Origin of the sequence: Mycobacterium sp. SMC-4 (assembly GCF_050205565.1) — a bacterium.
Lineage (GTDB): Bacteria > Actinomycetota > Actinomycetes > Mycobacteriales > Mycobacteriaceae > Mycobacterium.
Map to the genome: position 1 here is coordinate 162,430 of NZ_JBNMQU010000012.1, position 16,615 is coordinate 179,044.

A 16,615-nucleotide genomic window follows, 5' to 3' on the forward strand; every position below is an offset into this window, starting at 1 on the left:
TCACAGTAGTCATCGAACGGCCACCCCGGATTCGGCCCTGGTCGCCGGCGCAGACGTACGGCGCATCACGAGCCAGGCGGGCGGCAGCGCTCCGAGCGCGATCAGCAGCAGCGGCGAATACTCCATGAGCCCGACGCCGCCGAGCACGATGTCGTCGCCGGGCCCGCCGAACGTGCACAGCAGGACCGTGGCCAGCCATGTCCACAGCGGCAGCGCGCTCAGGCGCGCAGAGGTGGTCCAGTGCATCGCGGCCCAGACGAGCGCGGTGTTGAGGACGCCGGCGAGCAGCGCACTGATCGGCAGCGGCACAGTGCCGACTCGCAGCGGCAGGAAGAACACGGCCATCAGCGCCGAGAGCACACCGTCGAGGCCCAGGAGGAACAGCACCAGCCCGCGGAGCCGGTCTGCAGGCGGCGCGGTCGGCGGGGTCAGGTCGGAATGCTGTCGAGCAGGGACACCAGCGATCCGACGACCCATTGGAAGTTGTCCAGCCGGTCCTGCCAGTGCTGCAGGTTGGGATCCAGGTCGGGGTCCATGTGCTGCCCTTCCGTACGCGGTTGGGGGCAGCTTACCCGCTCGACCTGCCGTCAACGCACGTTGAGCCCGGCCAGCAGATCGGTCTCCCAACCGCGGTCGTCGCGTGGCCCGGCCTGACCTGAGACGAGGGCGTAGTACTCGCTGCCGTCGATGGGCAGGGCGATGTTGTTGGACAGTGCGAAGAACCGGTCGTCGTCGGACACGGTCACCTGAGTTTGGTGGGCACGCATGGCCGCGACCTTGGCCGGTAGGTGCGGGGTGAGGTCGAGGGCTGCGTCGATCGCATCGTCGGCGAACGCGTCGAAGGGCAGTTGATCGAGCGGTATCCGCGTCCACTCCGGCGGCGCGTCGTCGAGGACGCCCTGCCCGGCGGCCAGTGCGGACGCCGCCATGACGGTCCAGTAGAACTTGGGCACCCGCCAGGCGGCGGCGTCCACCGCGGCCGTGGTCACCCGGTGCGTATGGATGTGGTCGGGGTGGCCGTATCCGCCGTGCGGGTCGTAGGTGACGACGACGTGTGGACGCAGCTCGTCGATGACGGCGACCAGGGCGGCGACCTGCTCGGCGAAGTCGCCGTCGACGAACCGTTCCTGATGGCGGGCCGGCGTGCCTTCCATCCCGGAGTCGCGCCACCGCCCGGCACCCCCGAGGTACCGGGGCCCGTCGACGCCGAGCGCCGCGAGCGCGGCGGTCAGTTCGGCGACGCGGTAGCCGCCCAGCTGATCGGCCCGGTCGACGGCCAGTCCGGCCCACCGGTCGCCGATGACCTCGCCTTCTTCGCCGAGCGTGCAGGTGACGACCTGGACCTGGGCGCCGCGCGCGGTGTAGTGGGCGATGGTCGCGCCGGTGGTGAGGGTCTCGTCGTCAGGATGGGCGTGGACGAAAAGCAGTCGTGCGGTCTCCATTCCGTCCAGCTTGCCTGGTCCTCACCACTGCGGAACGGGCACGGGTGGTGAAGCCGCGCCTTGTCCGTCGGCATAGAGCTCGTGCAGAGTGCGCAACACCGCCGCGCACGCCGCGCGCTCGTCGGGGTCGATGCGATCGAGGATCCGACGGAGTTGCCGACGACGGTCCGCCGCCACCTGCTGGACCACCTTGCGGCCCTTCGGTGTCAGCTCCAGGCGGACGACGCTGCGGTTGGCGGGGTCCGAGCAGCGCAGCAGATGCCCCGAGGCGTGCAGCCGGTCGGCCAGGCGGGTCACCGACGAACCGACGACGCCGAGGGCCTTGGCGCATTCGGTCGAACTCAGGGTGCCCTCCTGCGCGAGGACCGACAGCAACCGAAACTGCGGCAGCGTGACGTCGACCTTGTCGACGCTGCGCAGGGCCATCCCGGCCAGGTCCCGCACGGCGGTCTCGAAGGCCGCGAGTTCCTCGGCCGATGTCTTCATCACGGCACGGTCCGGTCTCCAGGCATGACGGCAGCGTATTACAGACCACCTATTGCGTTGCGCAAGCCTTGCATTATGCAAGCGTTGCGGGCAGACTGGAATCTTGACTCGATCCATTTGGGGGTGACACATATGCGCGAATGGGAGAAGCGGCTGCGGTCGGCGAATCTGCGCGTGACCCGACCCCGGCTCGCCGTGCTCGCCGAGTTGCACGAGCACCCGCACTCCGGCGTGGACGAGATCGCCGCCGGAGCGCGCCGACGCATCGGATCGCTGTCGACACAGGCGGTTTACGACGTGCTTCACGCATTGACCGAAGCCCGCTTGCTACGCCGCGTCGAGCCGGCCGGTTCGCGACCGCGCTTCGAGCTCCAGACCGACGACAACCATCACCACCTGGTGTGCCGGTCCTGCGGCGCGCTGGCCGACGTCGAGTGTGACGGCCCAGGCGCGCCGTGCCTGCACCCCCGCGCCGACGCGGGTTTCGTGATCGACGAGGCCGAGGTGACTTTCTGGGGCATGTGCCCCGACTGCCAGCGCAGTACCCAACCCAACTGAAGGAGAACTCCATGACCACACCCAGATTCGGCTCCACGACCGGAACGGGTGCGCCCGCATTCAGCGACCGGAACTCGTTGACCGTCGGCGCAGGCGGACCGATCGTCCTGCACGACGTGCACTTCCTCGAACAGATGGCCCACTTCAACAGAGAGCGGGTGCCGGAGCGCAACCCGCACGCCAAGGGCTCCGGCGCGTTCGGGGTGTTCACCGCCACGGAGGACGTCTCACAGTTCACCAAGGCGGCGCTGTTCCAGAAGGGCGCGAAAACCGATCTCCTGGTGCGCTTTTCGACAGTCGCCGGCGAGCAGGGCAGCCCGGACACGTGGCGGGACGTGCGCGGATACTCGATGAAGTTCTACACCTCCGAGGGCAACTACGACCTCGTGGGCAACAACACCCCGATCTTCTTCGTCCGCGACCCGATGAAGTTCCCGCACTTCATCCGTAGCCAGAAGCGCATGCCGGACTCCGGGCTGCGGTCCTCGCAGATGCAGTGGGACTTCTGGAGTTTGAACCCCGAGTCGGCTCACCAGGTGACCTACCTGATGGGTGAGCGCGGCCTGCCCCGGACCTGGCGTCACATGAACGGCTATGGCTCCCATACCTATATGTGGATCAACGCCGCCGGCGAGAAGTTCTGGGTGAAGTATCACTTCCACACCGATCAGGGTCTGGAGTTCCTGACCAACGACGAAGCCGCGGCGCTGGCCGGCGAGGACGCCGACTTCCATCGCAAGGACCTGTTCGAGTCCATTCAGCGTGGCGAGTATCCGAGCTGGAAGCTCTCGGTTCAGGTGATGCCGTACGCCGAGGCCGCCGACTACCGCTTCAACCCGTTCGACCTGACCAAGGTGTGGCCGCACGCGGACTACCCGCTGATCCCGGTCGGCACCTACACGCTGAACCGCAACCCGGAGAACTTCTTCGCCCAGATCGAACAGGCGGCATTCTCGCCGGGCAACACTGTGCCGGGTATCGGCTTGTCGCCGGACAAGATGCTGCTCGGCCGCGCGTTCGCTTACAACGACGCGCAGCGCAACCGGATCGGCACCAACTTCCACCAGTTGCCGGTCAACCAGCCGCGCAACGGCGTTCCGGCCAACACGTACATGTTCGACGGCCAGATGGCCTACCACCATTCGGGTGCGGCGCCGGTCTATGCGCCCAACAGCGGCGGCCGGCCATGGTCGGACACCACCGGCCCCGCCGAGGACGGGTGGGAGGCCGACGCCGAACTGCTGCGCTCGGCGTACGCGTTGCACTCCGAGGACGACGACTTCGGCCAGGCCGGGACGCTTGTGCGCAAGGTGTGGAACGACGAGCAGCGCGCCGCGGCGGTCGAGACCATCGCCGGCAGCCTGGACGGGGTGACGGGCGAGGTGCTCGACAGGTCGCTGGAGTACTGGCGCAACGTCGACGACGACCTCGGAGCCCGGATCGAGAAGATCGTCCGGGACGGCCAGGCACCCACGCCGGTTCAAGGCATGGGCGAAGGCTGACCCACGCCGCCCGGCAGCGGGCCGACGCTGAGCAAAGCGTCGGCCCGCCCGGCATTGCCCCGGTGACTAGCCATTGAACGAACAAGAGCCATCCGTTCGACGATTGTCAGCTATCCCCGACACGAACTCAAAAAAATATTGACGTTCACAAAAAAACCTTCTTACTCCGGAGTAAGGTCTGGCGTGTCCAGCATCACACCGATGTAAAGAAGGGATTTCATGAACATCACGGTTCGCTCATATCTCACCGCGGGAGTAGCTCTCACCGGCGCCAGCGTCATCGCGCTGTCACCCGTCGTCGCGCCACCGACCAGCCCCATGACGCTCGCTGCTCCGACATCATCGTTCGAGGTGACACCGCTCGCAGCGGTCAATCCCATCACCGCATGGGTCGATGTCTTCTCCGGCGCGGCCGACAACCTGGGTGGACTGGGGCTCGCCGTTCTGCAGGATCCGTTCCCCCTTCTCCGCCAGGCACTGAGCAATGCGATCGGCTACGGAGTGACCGCTGTGACTGCGGTCGGCGGGGCGATCAACGGCGCAATGGAGTTTCTCAGTTTCGACAACACCACCGGCCTCTGGGCGCAATTGCGAACAGCTGCGACGCAAATCAGTGAGGGCGATATCGCCGGCGCGTTCAACACACTCAGCGACGGACTGATCCTCGGGCCGCTCTTCAACATCGGTCTGCCGGTGTTCACGTCGGGACTGCTGGACATCCCCGGCAAGATCTTCCAGAACGCCGCCAACCTGGTGAAGGCGGTGACCAACCTCGAGACGCTGTTTCCGGTGGTGCTCGGCGCCCTGGCCCCGGTGATGGGGTCGATGGCGGCGACCGGCGAGACACTGCAGGCAGCCTTCGACAGCTTCCGTCAGGGAGAGTTCATCGACGCGGTGGTGACGCTGATCAACATCCCTGCCATCATCACCGGCGCTGTGCTCAACGGCTACACCAAAGCCGATACCACCTTCCTGCCCGGACTGTTCTCGTTCGACGCCGAGGACCCGCAGCGCAGCGGTCTCCTCCAGGCGTTGTTCGTGACGCTGCCCAAGGCGCTCGCGGCGGCCATCGCACCCGAGACCGTGCCCGACACCGCCGGCGCCGGCGGACCGTCCGACGCAGCCGTCGGTGAAGGGACGATGGTCGCGGTCAGCGAACGGCGGGCGGCAGACAAGGATCCCGACGGCGCGCCGGTGGCGCCCGACTCCCCCGCAGAGTCACAAGCCGAGCCGGCCACCCCGTCTTCTGACGCCACCGATGAGGAAACCGCAGAGCCGTCCGCGGCCACCGATGAGGAAGCCGCGGTCGCCGACGACGAGCCGGCGACCGTTCCGGAGGAAGAGGAGTCCACCGAAGAAGAGGCTGCCCCGGCAGCCGACGAAGACACCGGGTCCGCGGACTCGGGCGCCTCGTCGCGTTCCAGCAGCGACAGCGGCAGGTCCGAACGTCGGAACTCGCGCGCCGCATAGCCGGTTCGAGACGGCCCCCGCATCCTCGGCTGCGGGGGCCTCTCGCGCTACTGCGGCAGCTTCACCCATTTGCCGGCGTCACCGACGATCCCCACCGGCACCGCCCCGCTGAGGCCGACGTTCTGGACGCTCGGGCCCACGGCCACGATCGTGGTGTCCTGCAGGATCGGCAGCACGGTCCACAAGTCCCACAGCTTGGGCTCGACCTCGTCGATCACCTCGGCGATGTCGGCCGTGCCGTGCAGCGCGGCGTCGATGTCGGGCTGGATGCTGTGATCGCAGATGCCGGTGATGTTGCTGGGAGCCTGTACGAGCTCACCGGCGTCCGGCTCCGCCGAGGGTGGGGCGCTCGCCGTGGTGGTCGGCGGCGGTTGAGGTGACGGCGGAGCATCGGTGGGTTCCGGCATCGGCGTCAGGGTGGCCACGGCGGTGGCTTCGAGTGCGGGACAGCCGTAGCGCGACGCCAGCGCGGTGGCCAGGTCACCGCCGGCCTGCCGCCACCCGACGACCGCGTCGACGCGGTTTTCGACCAGTGCATCGCTGTAGAGCGTCACGGGGTCCAGGGCCGCGACGGAGGCCGCGATCCCGACGTTGCGCAGCTGGTCGGCCGCCGTGTTGGCGACCGCCACGGAGGTGGGGTCGTTGGCGGCCACGCCCAGTACCAACGTCAGCGGCTGACCGTCGCGCATGAGCTGTCCGCGGCCATTGTCGGGCGCGGGGTTCTCCGGAGCCGGGGTCTCCGGCGTCGGTTCGCCCGGGGCGGGCGTCGTGCTGGGCGCCGCCTCGATCCGGTACCCGGCGTCGGTCAGCAGGGACAGCGCCTCCTGCCGGCTCATCGCCGGCGGAGCGGTCGGGACGTAGCCGGTGTCCGACGGCGACCGGACCTGCGCCTGCGCCAGGGTCACCGTGTTGTCGTCACCGGCGCCCACCGCGGCCAGCAGGTCCACGTCGAGCAGGCCGAGCACCGCCTTCCGTACCTGCGCGTCGGCCAGTGCCGGCTGCTGGGCACGCAGCGTCAACTGCATGACGCGCGGCGTGACGATCCGCGCGGTGCGCACGTCCGGGATCGCCGACAGCTGCGCGAACACCGCCGCGCCACCATGCACCTGCGCCACCTGGGTGTCGCCGTTGCGGATGGAGTCGGCCAGCGCGGCCGAGCTGCCACCGCGGCGGAACAGCACCAGGTCGGGGGTGGCGGGCTCGCCCCAGTAGCGGTCGTTGCGGGCCAGCAGGATCTCGTCGCGCTGCGGGTCGATGGTCTCGACGCGGAACTGGCCGCCCGTCACCGGCAGCGCCCGGGCCAGTCCGGCGGCGAATCCGCCCGGCACGTCCTTGACGATGTGGGCGGGCAGGATGTTGTTGAACAGTTCACGCCAGGCCGGGTAGGGCTGGGAGAAGGTGACGACGGCCGTCTTGCCGCCTTCGATCGACTGCACGCCGGTGATCAGGTCGTATCCGGCGGGATCCACCGTGCCGGGTTGGCTGACCATCTGCTGCCACAGGTACCAGAAGTCGTCGGCGCCGATGGGAGCGTTGTCGGTCCACTGCGCTTCGGGCCTGATCTTGTAGGTGACGGTGAACGGCTGCTCGCTGGTCACTTCGGCCGATTCCAGCAGCGAGGTGTCCAACTCCCAGCGCGATCCGGTCGGCGCGGTCGCGTCCGGGATGGGCCGGAACGAGCTGGGCAGCACCAGCGAACTGATGGCCGCGTTGACCGGCGACTGATCCGACAGCAGGTGCGGATTGAAGCCGGGGCCGATCGAATCGATCGCCATGATGATCTGCGTCGCCTTCATCGGCGGCGGCGGCGTCGACTCGGTGGTGTCGGTGCTCTGCGGGGCCGGCGGCGGGCTGACGGTGCAGCCGCCGAGCAGCAGGACGACCGACGCGACCGCAGCGGTCCACAATGAGCGGGCGGTCGACACGCCTGCCAGGGTATCGATCCTCGCCTGCCGGGCCGAGCATGCATCCCGGCCACGCGTCGGGGCCACGGCGCCTATCCGCGCGCCTTCGCTCGAGAACGGGTGCGCGCGCGGGTGGTGGCGTCGAGGTCGACTTTGCGCACGCGCACGATCTCCGGCGTCACCTCGACGCACTCGTCCTCGGCGCAGAACTCCATGGCCTGTTCCAGCCCGAGTTCGAGCGGGCGGGCCAGCGTCTCGATGACGTCGGCCGTGGAGGACCGCATGTTGGTGAGCTTCTTCTCGCGGGTGATGTTGATGTCGAGGTCCTCGGCGCGCGGGTTGATGCCGACAACCTGTCCCTCGTAGGTGTCCTGTCCGGGCTCGACGAAGAACTGGCCGCGATCGGCCAGCTGGATCATCGCGAACGGGGTGATGGTGCCGGACCGGTCCGACACCAGCGAGCCGGTGTGGCGCGCCCGGATCTCCCCGGCCCACGGCCGGTAGCCCTCGAACACCGCGTTGGCGATGCCGGTGCCGCGGGTCTCGGTCAGGAAGTCGGTGCGGAAGCCGATCAGTCCACGGCTGGGCACCACGAAGTCCATGCGCACCCAGCCGGCCGCGTGGTTGGTCATCTGCTCCATGCGGCCCTTGCGGGCGGCCATCAGTTGCGTGATCGCTCCGACGAACTCCTCGGGGCAGTCGATCGTCAGCTCCTCGAACGGTTCGTGCAGCTTGCCGTCGATCATCTTGGTGACCACCTGCGGCTTGCCGACGGTCAACTCGAAGCCCTCGCGCCGCATCTGCTCCACCAGCACGGCCAGCGCCAACTCACCGCGGCCCTGCACCTCCCACGCGTCGGGACGGCCGATGTCGACCACCCGGATCGACACGTTGCCGATCAGTTCCTGATCCAGGCGGTTCTTGACCATGCGCGCGGTGAGCTTGTGCCCGGACACCCGGCCGGCCAGCGGCGAGGTGTTGGTGCCGATGGTCACCGAGATGGCCGGTTCGTCGACGGTGATGCGCGGCAGCGCGTGGGAGTTGTCCGGATCGGCGAGCGTGTCGCCGATCATGATCTCCGGGATGCCGGCGACGGCGACGATGTCGCCCGCGGTGGCCGTCTCCGTCGGTGTGCGTTCGACGCCGACGGTGGCCAGCAGTTCGGTGATCTTGGCGCTGGTGATGACCGGCAGGCCGTCGACCTCGCGCATCCACGCGACCTGCTGACCCTTCTTGAGCCGGCCGTTGTGGATGCGGATGAGTGCCAGGCGGCCCAGGAAGGCCGACGCGTCGAGGTTGGTCACCAGAGCCTGCAACGGCGCCTCAGGATCGCCGGTCGGCGGCGGGATGTGCTTCATCAACACGTCGAACAGCGGATCGAGGTTGTCCCCGTCGGGCACCTCGCCGTCGGAGGGCTGCGTCGTGCTGGCGATGCCCGCGCGCCCCGAGGCGTACAGCGTCGGCAGGTCCAGTGCCTTCTCGGCGGCGGCCTGCGCTTCGTCGTCGAGATCGGAGGCGACGTCGAGCAGTAGGTCGTGGCTTTCCTCGACGACCTCGGCGATCCGCGCGTCGGGCCGGTCGGTCTTGTTCACCACCAGGATCACCGGCAGGTGTGCGGCCAGCGCCTTGCGCAGCACGAAGCGGGTCTGCGGCAGCGGACCCTCCGAGGCGTCGACGAGCAGCACCACGCCGTCGACCATGGACAGGCCGCGCTCGACCTCGCCGCCGAAGTCGGCGTGGCCGGGGGTATCGATCACGTTGATGACCGTGACGGTGCCGTCTTTGTGGTGCCGGTGGACCGCGGTGTTCTTCGCGAGGATGGTGATCCCTTTTTCGCGTTCCAGGTCCCCGGAGTCCATGATGCGTTCGGTCGCATCATCGCCACGTTGGGTCAGCGCACCGGACTGACGCAGCATCGCGTCGACCAGAGTGGTCTTGCCGTGGTCAACGTGAGCCACAATGGCGACGTTGCGAAAGTCCGGACGAGAATTCACGCCGTGATTCTCGCAGTGCAGTGCACCGATCGCGAAAACGAGAGATTCCTGTCACGTGAAAGCCACCGAGCTCGCCGGTCTCAAACCGAAGAAGAAGTGCTGCCGAAGCAAGCCGCGCTGCAAGCGGTGCCCGCTGGTGGTGCACAAGGTGCGCAAGGCCGAACTCAACGGACTCCGGGGCAAGGAACTGACCAAGGTCTACAAACGTGCACGCAAGGCGTGACGACCGGCTTTCGGCGGTCGAACACCTGGCCAGAGCCATTGTGGCGGCGTAACGTGAAAGCACCCGTCAGGCGTTTTCCGGAGGTGCCATCATGACGGTTTACACGGCGCTGACCGTCGCTCTGATCGCGGTGCTGGCCACCGCGACCACGATCGCGATCTTCCTCGGACTGGCCAATTGGATCGGCGCTTTCTACATCGTCCGATGTTCGGAGTGCCGGCATCTGACCTACAGCACGAGCAACCAGCCGGCGCTGTCGTGTGCGCATTGCCGGCATCCGGTGCTGACGCATCCGATCCACGCGCTGCACCATCCGCGCGCTCGCGCGGACGTCCGCGTCGTCAACGATCGTCTGCGCTACTGAGGCGAGTTCCGGCGGGCGCGGTTGAGCGCGCCCGCAACGGGTTACCGTCCGGGTATGGCGCGAACCCTGCCCGCTCTGAGGTTCAGCACCGCCGCGTACCGCTTCCGCGAGAGCCTGTTCTTCCTGCCTGTGCTCGTGGTGGTGCTCGGCGCGGTGCTGGCGGAGGTCACGGCCCTGATCGACGGCGTGCTCGGCCCGGATCGTGCGCTGCCGCTGACCGTCCAGATGAACAGCAACGCCGCGACCTGGCTGCTGAGCACCGTGGCCGGTGCGATGATCACCACCGCCGGGGTGGTGTTCTCGCTGACGGTGGTGAGCCTGCAGCTGGCCAGTAGTCAGTTCTCGCCGCGGGTGATGCGCTCGTTCATCCGCGACCGGCTCAGCCAGTCCGTCATCGGATTGCTGGTGGCGACGTTCGTGTTCTCGGTGCTGGTGCTGCGTCACATCGACGCGGACGAGCACAGCAACGCGCCGCGGATCTCGATGACGGTCGCGATCGCGCTGACGTTGACGACCGTGGTGCTGATCATCGCCTACCTGAACCGCTTGGCCTTCGGTCTGCAGGTGGGTGAGGTGGTACGCACCATCACCGACGAAGCCACCGAGGTGTTGCGTCATCAGACACGTGAAGTCAGCGGCGAGGTTCCCGCCGACGGTCAGCCCGCACCATCGGGGCGGGTGCTGTCGGTGCTCGCCGGCAGCGAAGGCTGGGTCACCCAGGCACCGAGCCGACACATCCTCGCTTCGGTACCGCCCGGCACGACCGTGCGGCTGGAGACGCGCACGGGCGCCTACATCCACCGCGGCGAGGTCCTGATGTCGTTGTGGCCGGCACCCGAGGATTCGGAAGCCGTTGAGCGGCGGGTGCTTTCCACCGTCGAGATCGCCGCCAACCGAACCATGCAGCACGACGTCGACTTCTCGATCCGACAGCTGGTCGACATCGCGCTGCGCGCACTGAGCCCGGCGATCAACGATCCCACCACCGCCACGGAAGTGGTCCTGCGGCTGGGCAGCCTGCTGCGCGACATCCTGATCACCGACCAACCGCCGCTGGAGGTGCAGGGACCGGACGGCCGAGTCTTGTTGCGGCCGTGGAACCTTTCCCACAACGAGTACATCGAGCATGCGTTCGACCAGATCCGGCAGTCCGTCGGCGGACAGCTGCACGTCGCCACAGCGGTCATGCGGGTGCTGAACATGCTCATCGAGCACGTCTCCGACCACGGTCGCGACGACGCGGTGCCCGCGCTGCGTGCCCAGCAGCGCATGCTGATGGAGAACATGGAAAGCCACGCCGGATCCCTCGGCATCCATCACGACGACCTCGCCAGGCTGCGCGCGGTGTACGACGACACCGATCCAGCCGAGCACGAGCTGCAGTGACCGGAAAAATGCTGGCATAAGCCATCATCGACGCGGGTATGACATCCCACTAGTCCGGCGTGGCGCCGGTTGGATTGGAGTGTCCTCAATGCATTCGTTCATCCGGTCACTGCTCGTCACCGTCGTCGCGGTGCTCGGCGCGGCCATGCTCGCCGTCGGTTCGACGTTGCCCGGGGCGGCGGTGGCCTCGGCCGACCCCGTCGCTCTGATCATGGGGAACTCCGGGCGTCCCTGGCCCGAGGAGCCCTACGTCGCCAATGCCATGCGGCGCTACATCGAGCCCAACTCGATCTGCGGCGACGTGAGCTGTGAAGCCCGCAACGTGTACGGACCCGAGGAGTTCTGGCCGGTCTACGGTGGGTTGACCGCGCTGAGCTTCAACCGGTCGACCGAGGTGGGGCTGGACTACCTGGACGCCGCGTTGCAGCAGCAGCTGCGCTCCGAGCCCGGCGAGAACGTCGTCATCTTCGGTTACTCCCAGAGCGGCCGGATCACCAACCTGCAGCTGCGCAATCTCACAGACCCGGCCTACGCGGCAGACAACGGCAAGATCGTGCCCGACGCCGATCAGCTCGAGATCGTCCTGGTCGGCAACTGGAGCCGCCCCAACGGTGGGATCGGCTCTCGGTTCAACGGCCTCACCGTGCCGATCCTCGACATCACCTTCGACGGCGCAACACCGACCGACACCGGTTACAAGATGACCGACATCTCCTACGAGTACGACATCATCTCCGACGCGCCGCTGTACCCGATCAATCTGTTGGCCACCGCCAACGCGGTATTGGGCTTCTTCTACGCCCACCTGACCTACGCCGACCCCTCCGCCACTTCCCCGGCCTTCCCATGGGGCTCGGACAGCGAAGCGTCGTTCGAGGAACTGCTGGCATCAGCGACGGTGCAGAAGTACCCGGGCAGGGGCCAAGATCCGAACGGCAACCCCGAGGACTGGGACAACACCTATGTTCTGATCCCGTCGAAGCATCTTCCGCTGCTGCAACCGATCCGCGATCTCGCGGCGGTCACCGGCACGTCGGTGTTCATCGAACCGGTGATGAAGTTGATCGAGCCCACGCTGAAGGTGTTGATCGACACCGGATATGACCGGACCATCCCGATGGGCCAGGACACCCCGGCCCGTCTGATCCCGCGGATCAACGTGTTCACGCTGACCGCCGACCTCGTCGAGGCGGTCGGTCAGGGCGTCCGCGACGCGCTCGGGATCGCGCCCGCTGTCCCCGAGGAACCGACGGAGATCCCCTCCGATGACATCGCGACACCGTTGCGCGCCTCGAAGACGGATGCCGACAAGCCCGTCACGAACCGTGCGAAAGTGAAGACTGAGGACGAGATCGCCGAGGCGGCAAGGGTTTCCAGCGAAGGATCGAGGCTTCCGGCGACCGACGACGACGTGTCGGCCGCCCCGGTCACGGCGCCGGAATCCGCCACCCCGGACACCGCCGACGAAACCGATGCCGACGGTTCTGCTTTCGCCAGGACCGACACGGATGAGGCGGCCGCTGACTCCGCTTCCGAGTCCGACAAGAGGGCCGACCGAACGGAACGGGCGAAAAGGAAGTCGGCCGACAGGAAATCGGACGACAACGACGCGGCATAGGCGCTGACGCCGGATGCTGACCACGGTGGGCCACGGCGCCCTCGACAAGGATGCGTTGAGCGCCTTGCTCGGGACGGAGGATATCGAAGCCCTGGTCGACATCCGGCGCTACCCCAACAGCCGGCACAACCCCGACGTCGAGACCGGGACGATCCAGAACTGGGCGCGGGCGGCGGACATCGACTACCGGTGGGAGGAGCACCTGGGTGGGCGGCGTCGGCTGCCGGCCGGCACCGAGACAGTCGACACCTGGTGGCGGGTCGAGCAGTTCGCCGCCTACGCGGCCTACACCCGCACCGAAGAGTTCGGGGTTGCCCTCGAGGAGCTGTTGGCCCAGGCGAGTGGGCAGCGGACCGCGATCATGTGCAGCGAGGCGGTGTGGTGGCGCTGCCACCGCAGGCTCGTCGCCGACGTCGCGATCCTGCGGTTCGGGGTGCCCGTGTCGCACCTGATGCACGACGGGCGGCTGACGCCCCACGCGCCGGCCGAGGGTGCCGAACTGAGCTCAGACGGTCAGGTGTACTGGATCGCGTGAGGGTCGGCGCCCAGATTGCTTTCAGCGTGCTGATTTCGCGAGTTGACGCGCGTGGAATGCAATTTCGGCGGGGGTAGGGCGGGATTCACCAGCCGCGGCGGTGCGGCGCGGAACCGACCAGTTCGCCCTTCTGCGCGACCTCGCGGCTGCGGTAGACGATGTAAGGCCGGAACAGATACCCGATCGGTGCGCTGAACGCGTGCACCAGACGGGTGAACGGCCACAGGCAGAACAGCAGTAGTCCGAGCACCACGTGGATCTGGAACCAGGCCGGCGCCGCGGTCATCAGATCGCCGCGCGGTTGCAGCACCCAGATCGACCGGAACCACGGCGACACCGTCTCGCGGTAGTTGTGCTCTTCGCCCACTGGCGTCGCCCCGATCAACGTGCAGGCGAGGCCGGCGAGAATGGCCATCACCAACACCAGGTACATGACCTTGTCGTTGAGTGTGGTGGCCATGAACACTGGTCCGCGGGTGCGCCGACGGTAGACCAGCAGGGTGATCCCGACCAGGGTGCACACCCCGGCGATGGCGCCGAGCGTCAGGGCCTGGATGTGGTAGGCGTGTTGGGACAGGCCGACCGCGTCGGTCCACGACTTCGGGATGACCAGCCCGATGATGTGGCCGACGATGACCACCAGGATGCCGAAGTGGAACATCGGGCTGGCGATGCGCAGCAGGCGGCTCTCGTAGAGCTGCGACGAGCGCGTGGTCCAGCCGAATTTGTCGTAGCGGTACCGCCACCAGGTTCCGACGATCACCACCGCGAGCGTCACGTAAGGCACCACGTCCCAGAAGATCTCCAGCCCCGACATCTCAGCGTCTCCCCTGTCCTGCCCCGTGCCGGCGCGGCGGCACCGTCAGCGTGAACGGTTGCAATCCAACAGCTTCCGCGGGTGCACCGCCGGTCGCCAGATGCCGGATCCGGTTCAGGTCCGCGTCGGTGGCGGCGGGCAGCGTCGCCAACACCGCGGCCACCGTGGACGCGTACGGCGACTGCGCCTCGCACAGCGCGTCGTGCAACACGCCGAGCGGGACGCGGTGGGCTGCCAGCAGGGCCCGCCCGCCGTCCGGGTCGACGGTGGCGGCGAACTCCAGCACGACGGTCAGATGGTCCGGCGACTCGCGATGCGACATGGACACTCCGGCGCGCCGGTATACCTCGGAGAACTCCAGCATCGCCTGCCCGCGGTTGCGGGTGTCCCCGGCAGTCCAATAGGTCAGGTACATGGTGGCCCGCCGACGCAGATCGAAGGTGTCGACGTACTGCGCCGCGACCGGGGTCGCCTCGAGTCCGCGCAGCGCGGCCAACGTCGCGCCGAGCTGTGCGGCGGTGTCGCCGTCGACGTGGTCGAGCAGCGCCTCGGCCGCGTAGAACTGGTCAGGGTCGGGGTAGCTCAACAGCAGCGACGCGCACTGCCACACCAGACGGTCGGTCAGCTCGGGCCGCTGAGACCTGCGTAGCCTCACGGCTTCTCACCTCCGTCGGTGGGAAACAGGCCCGACGGCGCGCCGCGGCCGTCCCAGTTGAGCAGGTTGACCCGCGACGGACGGGATTCGTTGGCGGCCATGTGCTCACTGGTCTGCCGGTGCTGCAGCGCGTGGAACGTCTCCACCGCGACCGGGACGGGCTGCCCGCTGGCCTCTCCGAACGGACCGGACTCATACATGCCGGGGCCGCCCTCGAACGACAACGAGCACCCCGGCTCCTCCATCGACCACGGCTCGACCTCGGCGTAGGCGGTCGGGATGACGTAGCGCTCATCGTATTTCGCGATCGCGAGCAGGCGGTACATGTTGTACATCTGTTCCTCGGTCATCCCCACCGACTCGGGGATGTGCGGCTGGGTCTCGCGGCCGAGGTTGATGTCGCGCATGTAGGACCGCATGGCGGCCAGCCGCCGCAGCACCCCTTCCACCACCGTGACGTCACCGGCGGTGAAGAGCCCCGCCAGGTATTCGAGCGGAATGCGCAGGGCCTCCAGGGCGCCGAACAGGTTGCCGACGTCCTCGCCGTCGTGGCCACTGCGGCTGACCGCGTCGACCACCGGGGACAGCGGCGGGATGTACCAGACCATCGGCACGGTGCGGTATTCCGGGTGCAGTGGCAGCGCCACCTGGTAGGTGTGGATCAGCGCGTAGATCGGTGAGCGCTGCGCGGCCTCGATCCACTCGTCGGAGATGCCTTCGGCGCGGGCTCGGGAGATGACCTCGGGATCGTTGGGATCCAACAGGATTCGCTTGTGTGCCGCGTAGAGGTCGGTGTCGTTCTCGACCGACGCGGCCTCGAGTACGCGATCGGCGTCGTAGAGCACCAGACCCAGATACCGCAGTCGGCCCACGCAGGTTTCCGAGCACACCGTCGGCAACCCGACCTCGATCCGCGGATAGCACAGCGTGCACTTCTCGGCCTTGCCGGTGCGGTGGTTGAAGTACACCTTCTTGTACGGGCAGCCCGACACGCACATCCGCCAGCCGCGGCACCGGTCCTGGTCGACCAGCACGATGCCGTCCTCGCTGCGCTTGTACATCGCACCGGAGGGGCACGACGCGACGCACGACGGGTTCAGGCAGTGCTCGCAGATACGCGGCAGGTAGAACATGAAGGTCTGTTCCAGCTCCAGCCGCACCTGTTCGCTGACCTTCTGCAGCACCGGGTCGCCGGGCAGGATCTCCGGGGACCCGCCCAGGTTGTCGTCCCAGTTGGCCGACCACTCGACCTTCATCGGCTCACCGCTGATCAGGCTGCGCGGCGGCGCGACCGGCATGTGTTCACCCAGGGGCGCGTTGGTCAGATTCTCGTAGTCGTAGGTCCACGGTTCGTAGTAGTCGTCGATGGACGGCATCTTCGGGTTGGAGAAGATGTGCAGCAGCTTGTGCAGCCGCCCGCCGCCGCGCAGGCGCAACCGGCCGCGGCGGTCGCGGATCCAGCCGCCGCGCCACCGCTCCTGGTCTTCGTAGGTGCGCGGATATCCCTGTCCGGGGCGGGTTTCGACGTTGTTGAACCACACATATTCGGTTCCGGGACGGTTCGTCCAGGCCTGCTTGCACGTCACCGAGCAGGTGTGACACCCGATGCACTTGTCGAGGTTCATCACCATCGCCATCTGGGCCATCGGTTTCATCGGCTC

14 protein-coding genes and 2 pseudogenes are annotated in these 16,615 nt (G+C 67.7%); 8 read left to right on the plus strand and 8 right to left on the minus strand.

Annotation, left to right across the window (positions count from 1 at the left end):
- Nucleotides 1–9 precede the first annotated feature (9 nt).
- From ACQI46_RS20815 to ACQI46_RS20825, 3 genes are all read right to left on the minus strand, one after another.
- A complete protein-coding gene (locus ACQI46_RS20815; protein ID WP_427095934.1) occupies nucleotides 10–477 on the minus strand; it encodes a hypothetical protein in 468 nt (155 codons plus the stop codon).
- Nucleotides 478–587: 110 nt separating this feature from the next.
- Nucleotides 588–1,442 (minus strand): N-acetyl-1-D-myo-inositol-2-amino-2-deoxy-alpha-D-glucopyranoside deacetylase, encoded by an 855-nt coding sequence (gene mshB / locus ACQI46_RS20820; protein ID WP_427095935.1) that lies wholly within the window; start codon nucleotides 1,440–1,442, stop codon nucleotides 588–590.
- 21 nt (nucleotides 1,443–1,463) lie between these two features.
- Complete coding sequence (locus ACQI46_RS20825) at nucleotides 1,464–1,928, minus strand: MarR family winged helix-turn-helix transcriptional regulator (protein WP_427095936.1); 465 nt, start codon at nucleotides 1,926–1,928, stop codon at nucleotides 1,464–1,466.
- Between the two features lie 132 nt (nucleotides 1,929–2,060).
- On the opposite strand from ACQI46_RS20825, the gene ACQI46_RS20830 reads away from it, so the two are divergent.
- The 3 genes from ACQI46_RS20830 to ACQI46_RS20840 all read left to right on the plus strand — a co-directional run bounded on the left by ACQI46_RS20830 (nucleotide 2,061) and on the right by ACQI46_RS20840 (nucleotide 5,458).
- Entirely contained in the window at nucleotides 2,061–2,486 is a 426-nt protein-coding gene (locus tag ACQI46_RS20830) for a Fur family transcriptional regulator (RefSeq protein WP_427095937.1), read from the plus strand.
- A gap of 11 nt (nucleotides 2,487–2,497) precedes the next feature.
- A complete protein-coding gene (locus tag ACQI46_RS20835; RefSeq protein WP_427095938.1) occupies nucleotides 2,498–3,988 on the plus strand; it encodes a catalase in 1,491 nt (496 codons plus the stop codon).
- Nucleotides 3,989–4,207: 219 nt separating this feature from the next.
- The gene (locus ACQI46_RS20840; protein WP_427095939.1) at nucleotides 4,208–5,458 is read left to right on the plus strand and encodes a hypothetical protein; all 1,251 of its coding nucleotides are present in this window, start codon (nucleotides 4,208–4,210) and stop codon (nucleotides 5,456–5,458) included.
- Nucleotides 5,459–5,505: 47 nt separating this feature from the next.
- On the opposite strand, the gene ACQI46_RS20845 is transcribed toward ACQI46_RS20840, so the two are convergent.
- Both ACQI46_RS20845 and typA read right to left on the minus strand, forming a co-directional pair.
- Entirely contained in the window at nucleotides 5,506–7,383 is a 1,878-nt protein-coding gene (locus ACQI46_RS20845; RefSeq protein WP_427095940.1) for an ABC transporter family substrate-binding protein, read from the minus strand.
- 71 nt (nucleotides 7,384–7,454) lie between these two features.
- On the minus strand, nucleotides 7,455–9,356 hold the full coding sequence (gene typA / locus ACQI46_RS20850; RefSeq protein ID WP_427095941.1) for a translational GTPase TypA: 1,902 nt from the start codon (nucleotides 9,354–9,356) through the stop codon (nucleotides 7,455–7,457).
- Between the two features lie 55 nt (nucleotides 9,357–9,411).
- Between typA and ACQI46_RS20855 the strand changes: the two genes are divergently transcribed.
- The 5 genes from ACQI46_RS20855 to ACQI46_RS20875 all read left to right on the plus strand — a co-directional run bounded on the left by ACQI46_RS20855 (nucleotide 9,412) and on the right by ACQI46_RS20875 (nucleotide 13,482).
- A complete protein-coding gene (locus tag ACQI46_RS20855) occupies nucleotides 9,412–9,579 on the plus strand; it encodes a hypothetical protein (protein WP_427095942.1) in 168 nt (55 codons plus the stop codon).
- Nucleotides 9,580–9,670: 91 nt separating this feature from the next.
- Nucleotides 9,671–9,943: a hypothetical protein gene (locus tag ACQI46_RS20860; RefSeq protein ID WP_427095943.1), complete on the plus strand. Its 273-nt coding sequence runs from the start codon at nucleotides 9,671–9,673 to the stop codon at nucleotides 9,941–9,943.
- A 54-nt stretch (nucleotides 9,944–9,997) separates the two neighbouring features.
- Entirely contained in the window at nucleotides 9,998–11,329 is a 1,332-nt protein-coding gene (locus tag ACQI46_RS20865) for a DUF2254 domain-containing protein (protein ID WP_427095944.1), read from the plus strand.
- 88 nt (nucleotides 11,330–11,417) lie between these two features.
- Complete coding sequence (locus ACQI46_RS20870; protein ID WP_427095945.1) at nucleotides 11,418–12,947, plus strand: PE-PPE domain-containing protein; 1,530 nt, start codon at nucleotides 11,418–11,420, stop codon at nucleotides 12,945–12,947.
- 13 nt (nucleotides 12,948–12,960) lie between these two features.
- Entirely contained in the window at nucleotides 12,961–13,482 is a 522-nt protein-coding gene (locus ACQI46_RS20875; protein WP_427095946.1) for a DUF488 family protein, read from the plus strand.
- Between the two features lie 85 nt (nucleotides 13,483–13,567).
- Here the strand turns inward: ACQI46_RS20875 and narI are convergent.
- From narI to narH, 3 genes and pseudogenes are all read right to left on the minus strand, one after another.
- Nucleotides 13,568–14,330: pseudogene (gene narI, locus ACQI46_RS20880) on the minus strand (respiratory nitrate reductase subunit gamma); the annotation flags it as partial.
- Nucleotides 14,331–14,465: 135 nt separating this feature from the next.
- Nucleotides 14,466–14,954: pseudogene (gene narJ / locus ACQI46_RS20885) on the minus strand (nitrate reductase molybdenum cofactor assembly chaperone); the annotation flags it as partial.
- On the minus strand, nucleotides 14,951–16,609 hold the full coding sequence (narH, locus tag ACQI46_RS20890; protein ID WP_427095947.1) for a nitrate reductase subunit beta: 1,659 nt from the start codon (nucleotides 16,607–16,609) through the stop codon (nucleotides 14,951–14,953). The gene narH and the pseudogene narJ, both read right to left, overlap by 4 nt.
- Nucleotides 16,610–16,615: the final 6 nt, after the last annotated feature.

What these genes read in the sequence shown, in the direction of transcription:
- ACQI46_RS20830 (WP_427095937.1), top strand. Translation starts at nt 2,061, where the DNA reads ATGCGCGAATGGGAGAAGCGGCTGCGGTCGGCGAATCTGCGCGTGACC.
- ACQI46_RS20815 (WP_427095934.1), bottom strand. Translation starts at nt 477, where the DNA reads ATGGGTCGTCGGATCGCTGGTGTCCCTGCTCGACAGCATTCCGACCTG.
- ACQI46_RS20875 (WP_427095946.1), top strand. Translation starts at nt 12,961, where the DNA reads ATGCTGACCACGGTGGGCCACGGCGCCCTCGACAAGGATGCGTTGAGC.
- ACQI46_RS20840 (WP_427095939.1), top strand. Translation starts at nt 4,208, where the DNA reads ATGAACATCACGGTTCGCTCATATCTCACCGCGGGAGTAGCTCTCACC.
- ACQI46_RS20825 (WP_427095936.1), bottom strand. Translation starts at nt 1,928, where the DNA reads ATGAAGACATCGGCCGAGGAACTCGCGGCCTTCGAGACCGCCGTGCGG.
- mshB (WP_427095935.1), bottom strand. Translation starts at nt 1,442, where the DNA reads ATGGAGACCGCACGACTGCTTTTCGTCCACGCCCATCCTGACGACGAG.
- ACQI46_RS20865 (WP_427095944.1), top strand. Translation starts at nt 9,998, where the DNA reads ATGGCGCGAACCCTGCCCGCTCTGAGGTTCAGCACCGCCGCGTACCGC.
- ACQI46_RS20860 (WP_427095943.1), top strand. Translation starts at nt 9,671, where the DNA reads ATGACGGTTTACACGGCGCTGACCGTCGCTCTGATCGCGGTGCTGGCC.
- narH (WP_427095947.1), bottom strand. Translation starts at nt 16,609, where the DNA reads ATGAAACCGATGGCCCAGATGGCGATGGTGATGAACCTCGACAAGTGC.
- ACQI46_RS20835 (WP_427095938.1), top strand. Translation starts at nt 2,498, where the DNA reads ATGACCACACCCAGATTCGGCTCCACGACCGGAACGGGTGCGCCCGCA.
- ACQI46_RS20870 (WP_427095945.1), top strand. Translation starts at nt 11,418, where the DNA reads ATGCATTCGTTCATCCGGTCACTGCTCGTCACCGTCGTCGCGGTGCTC.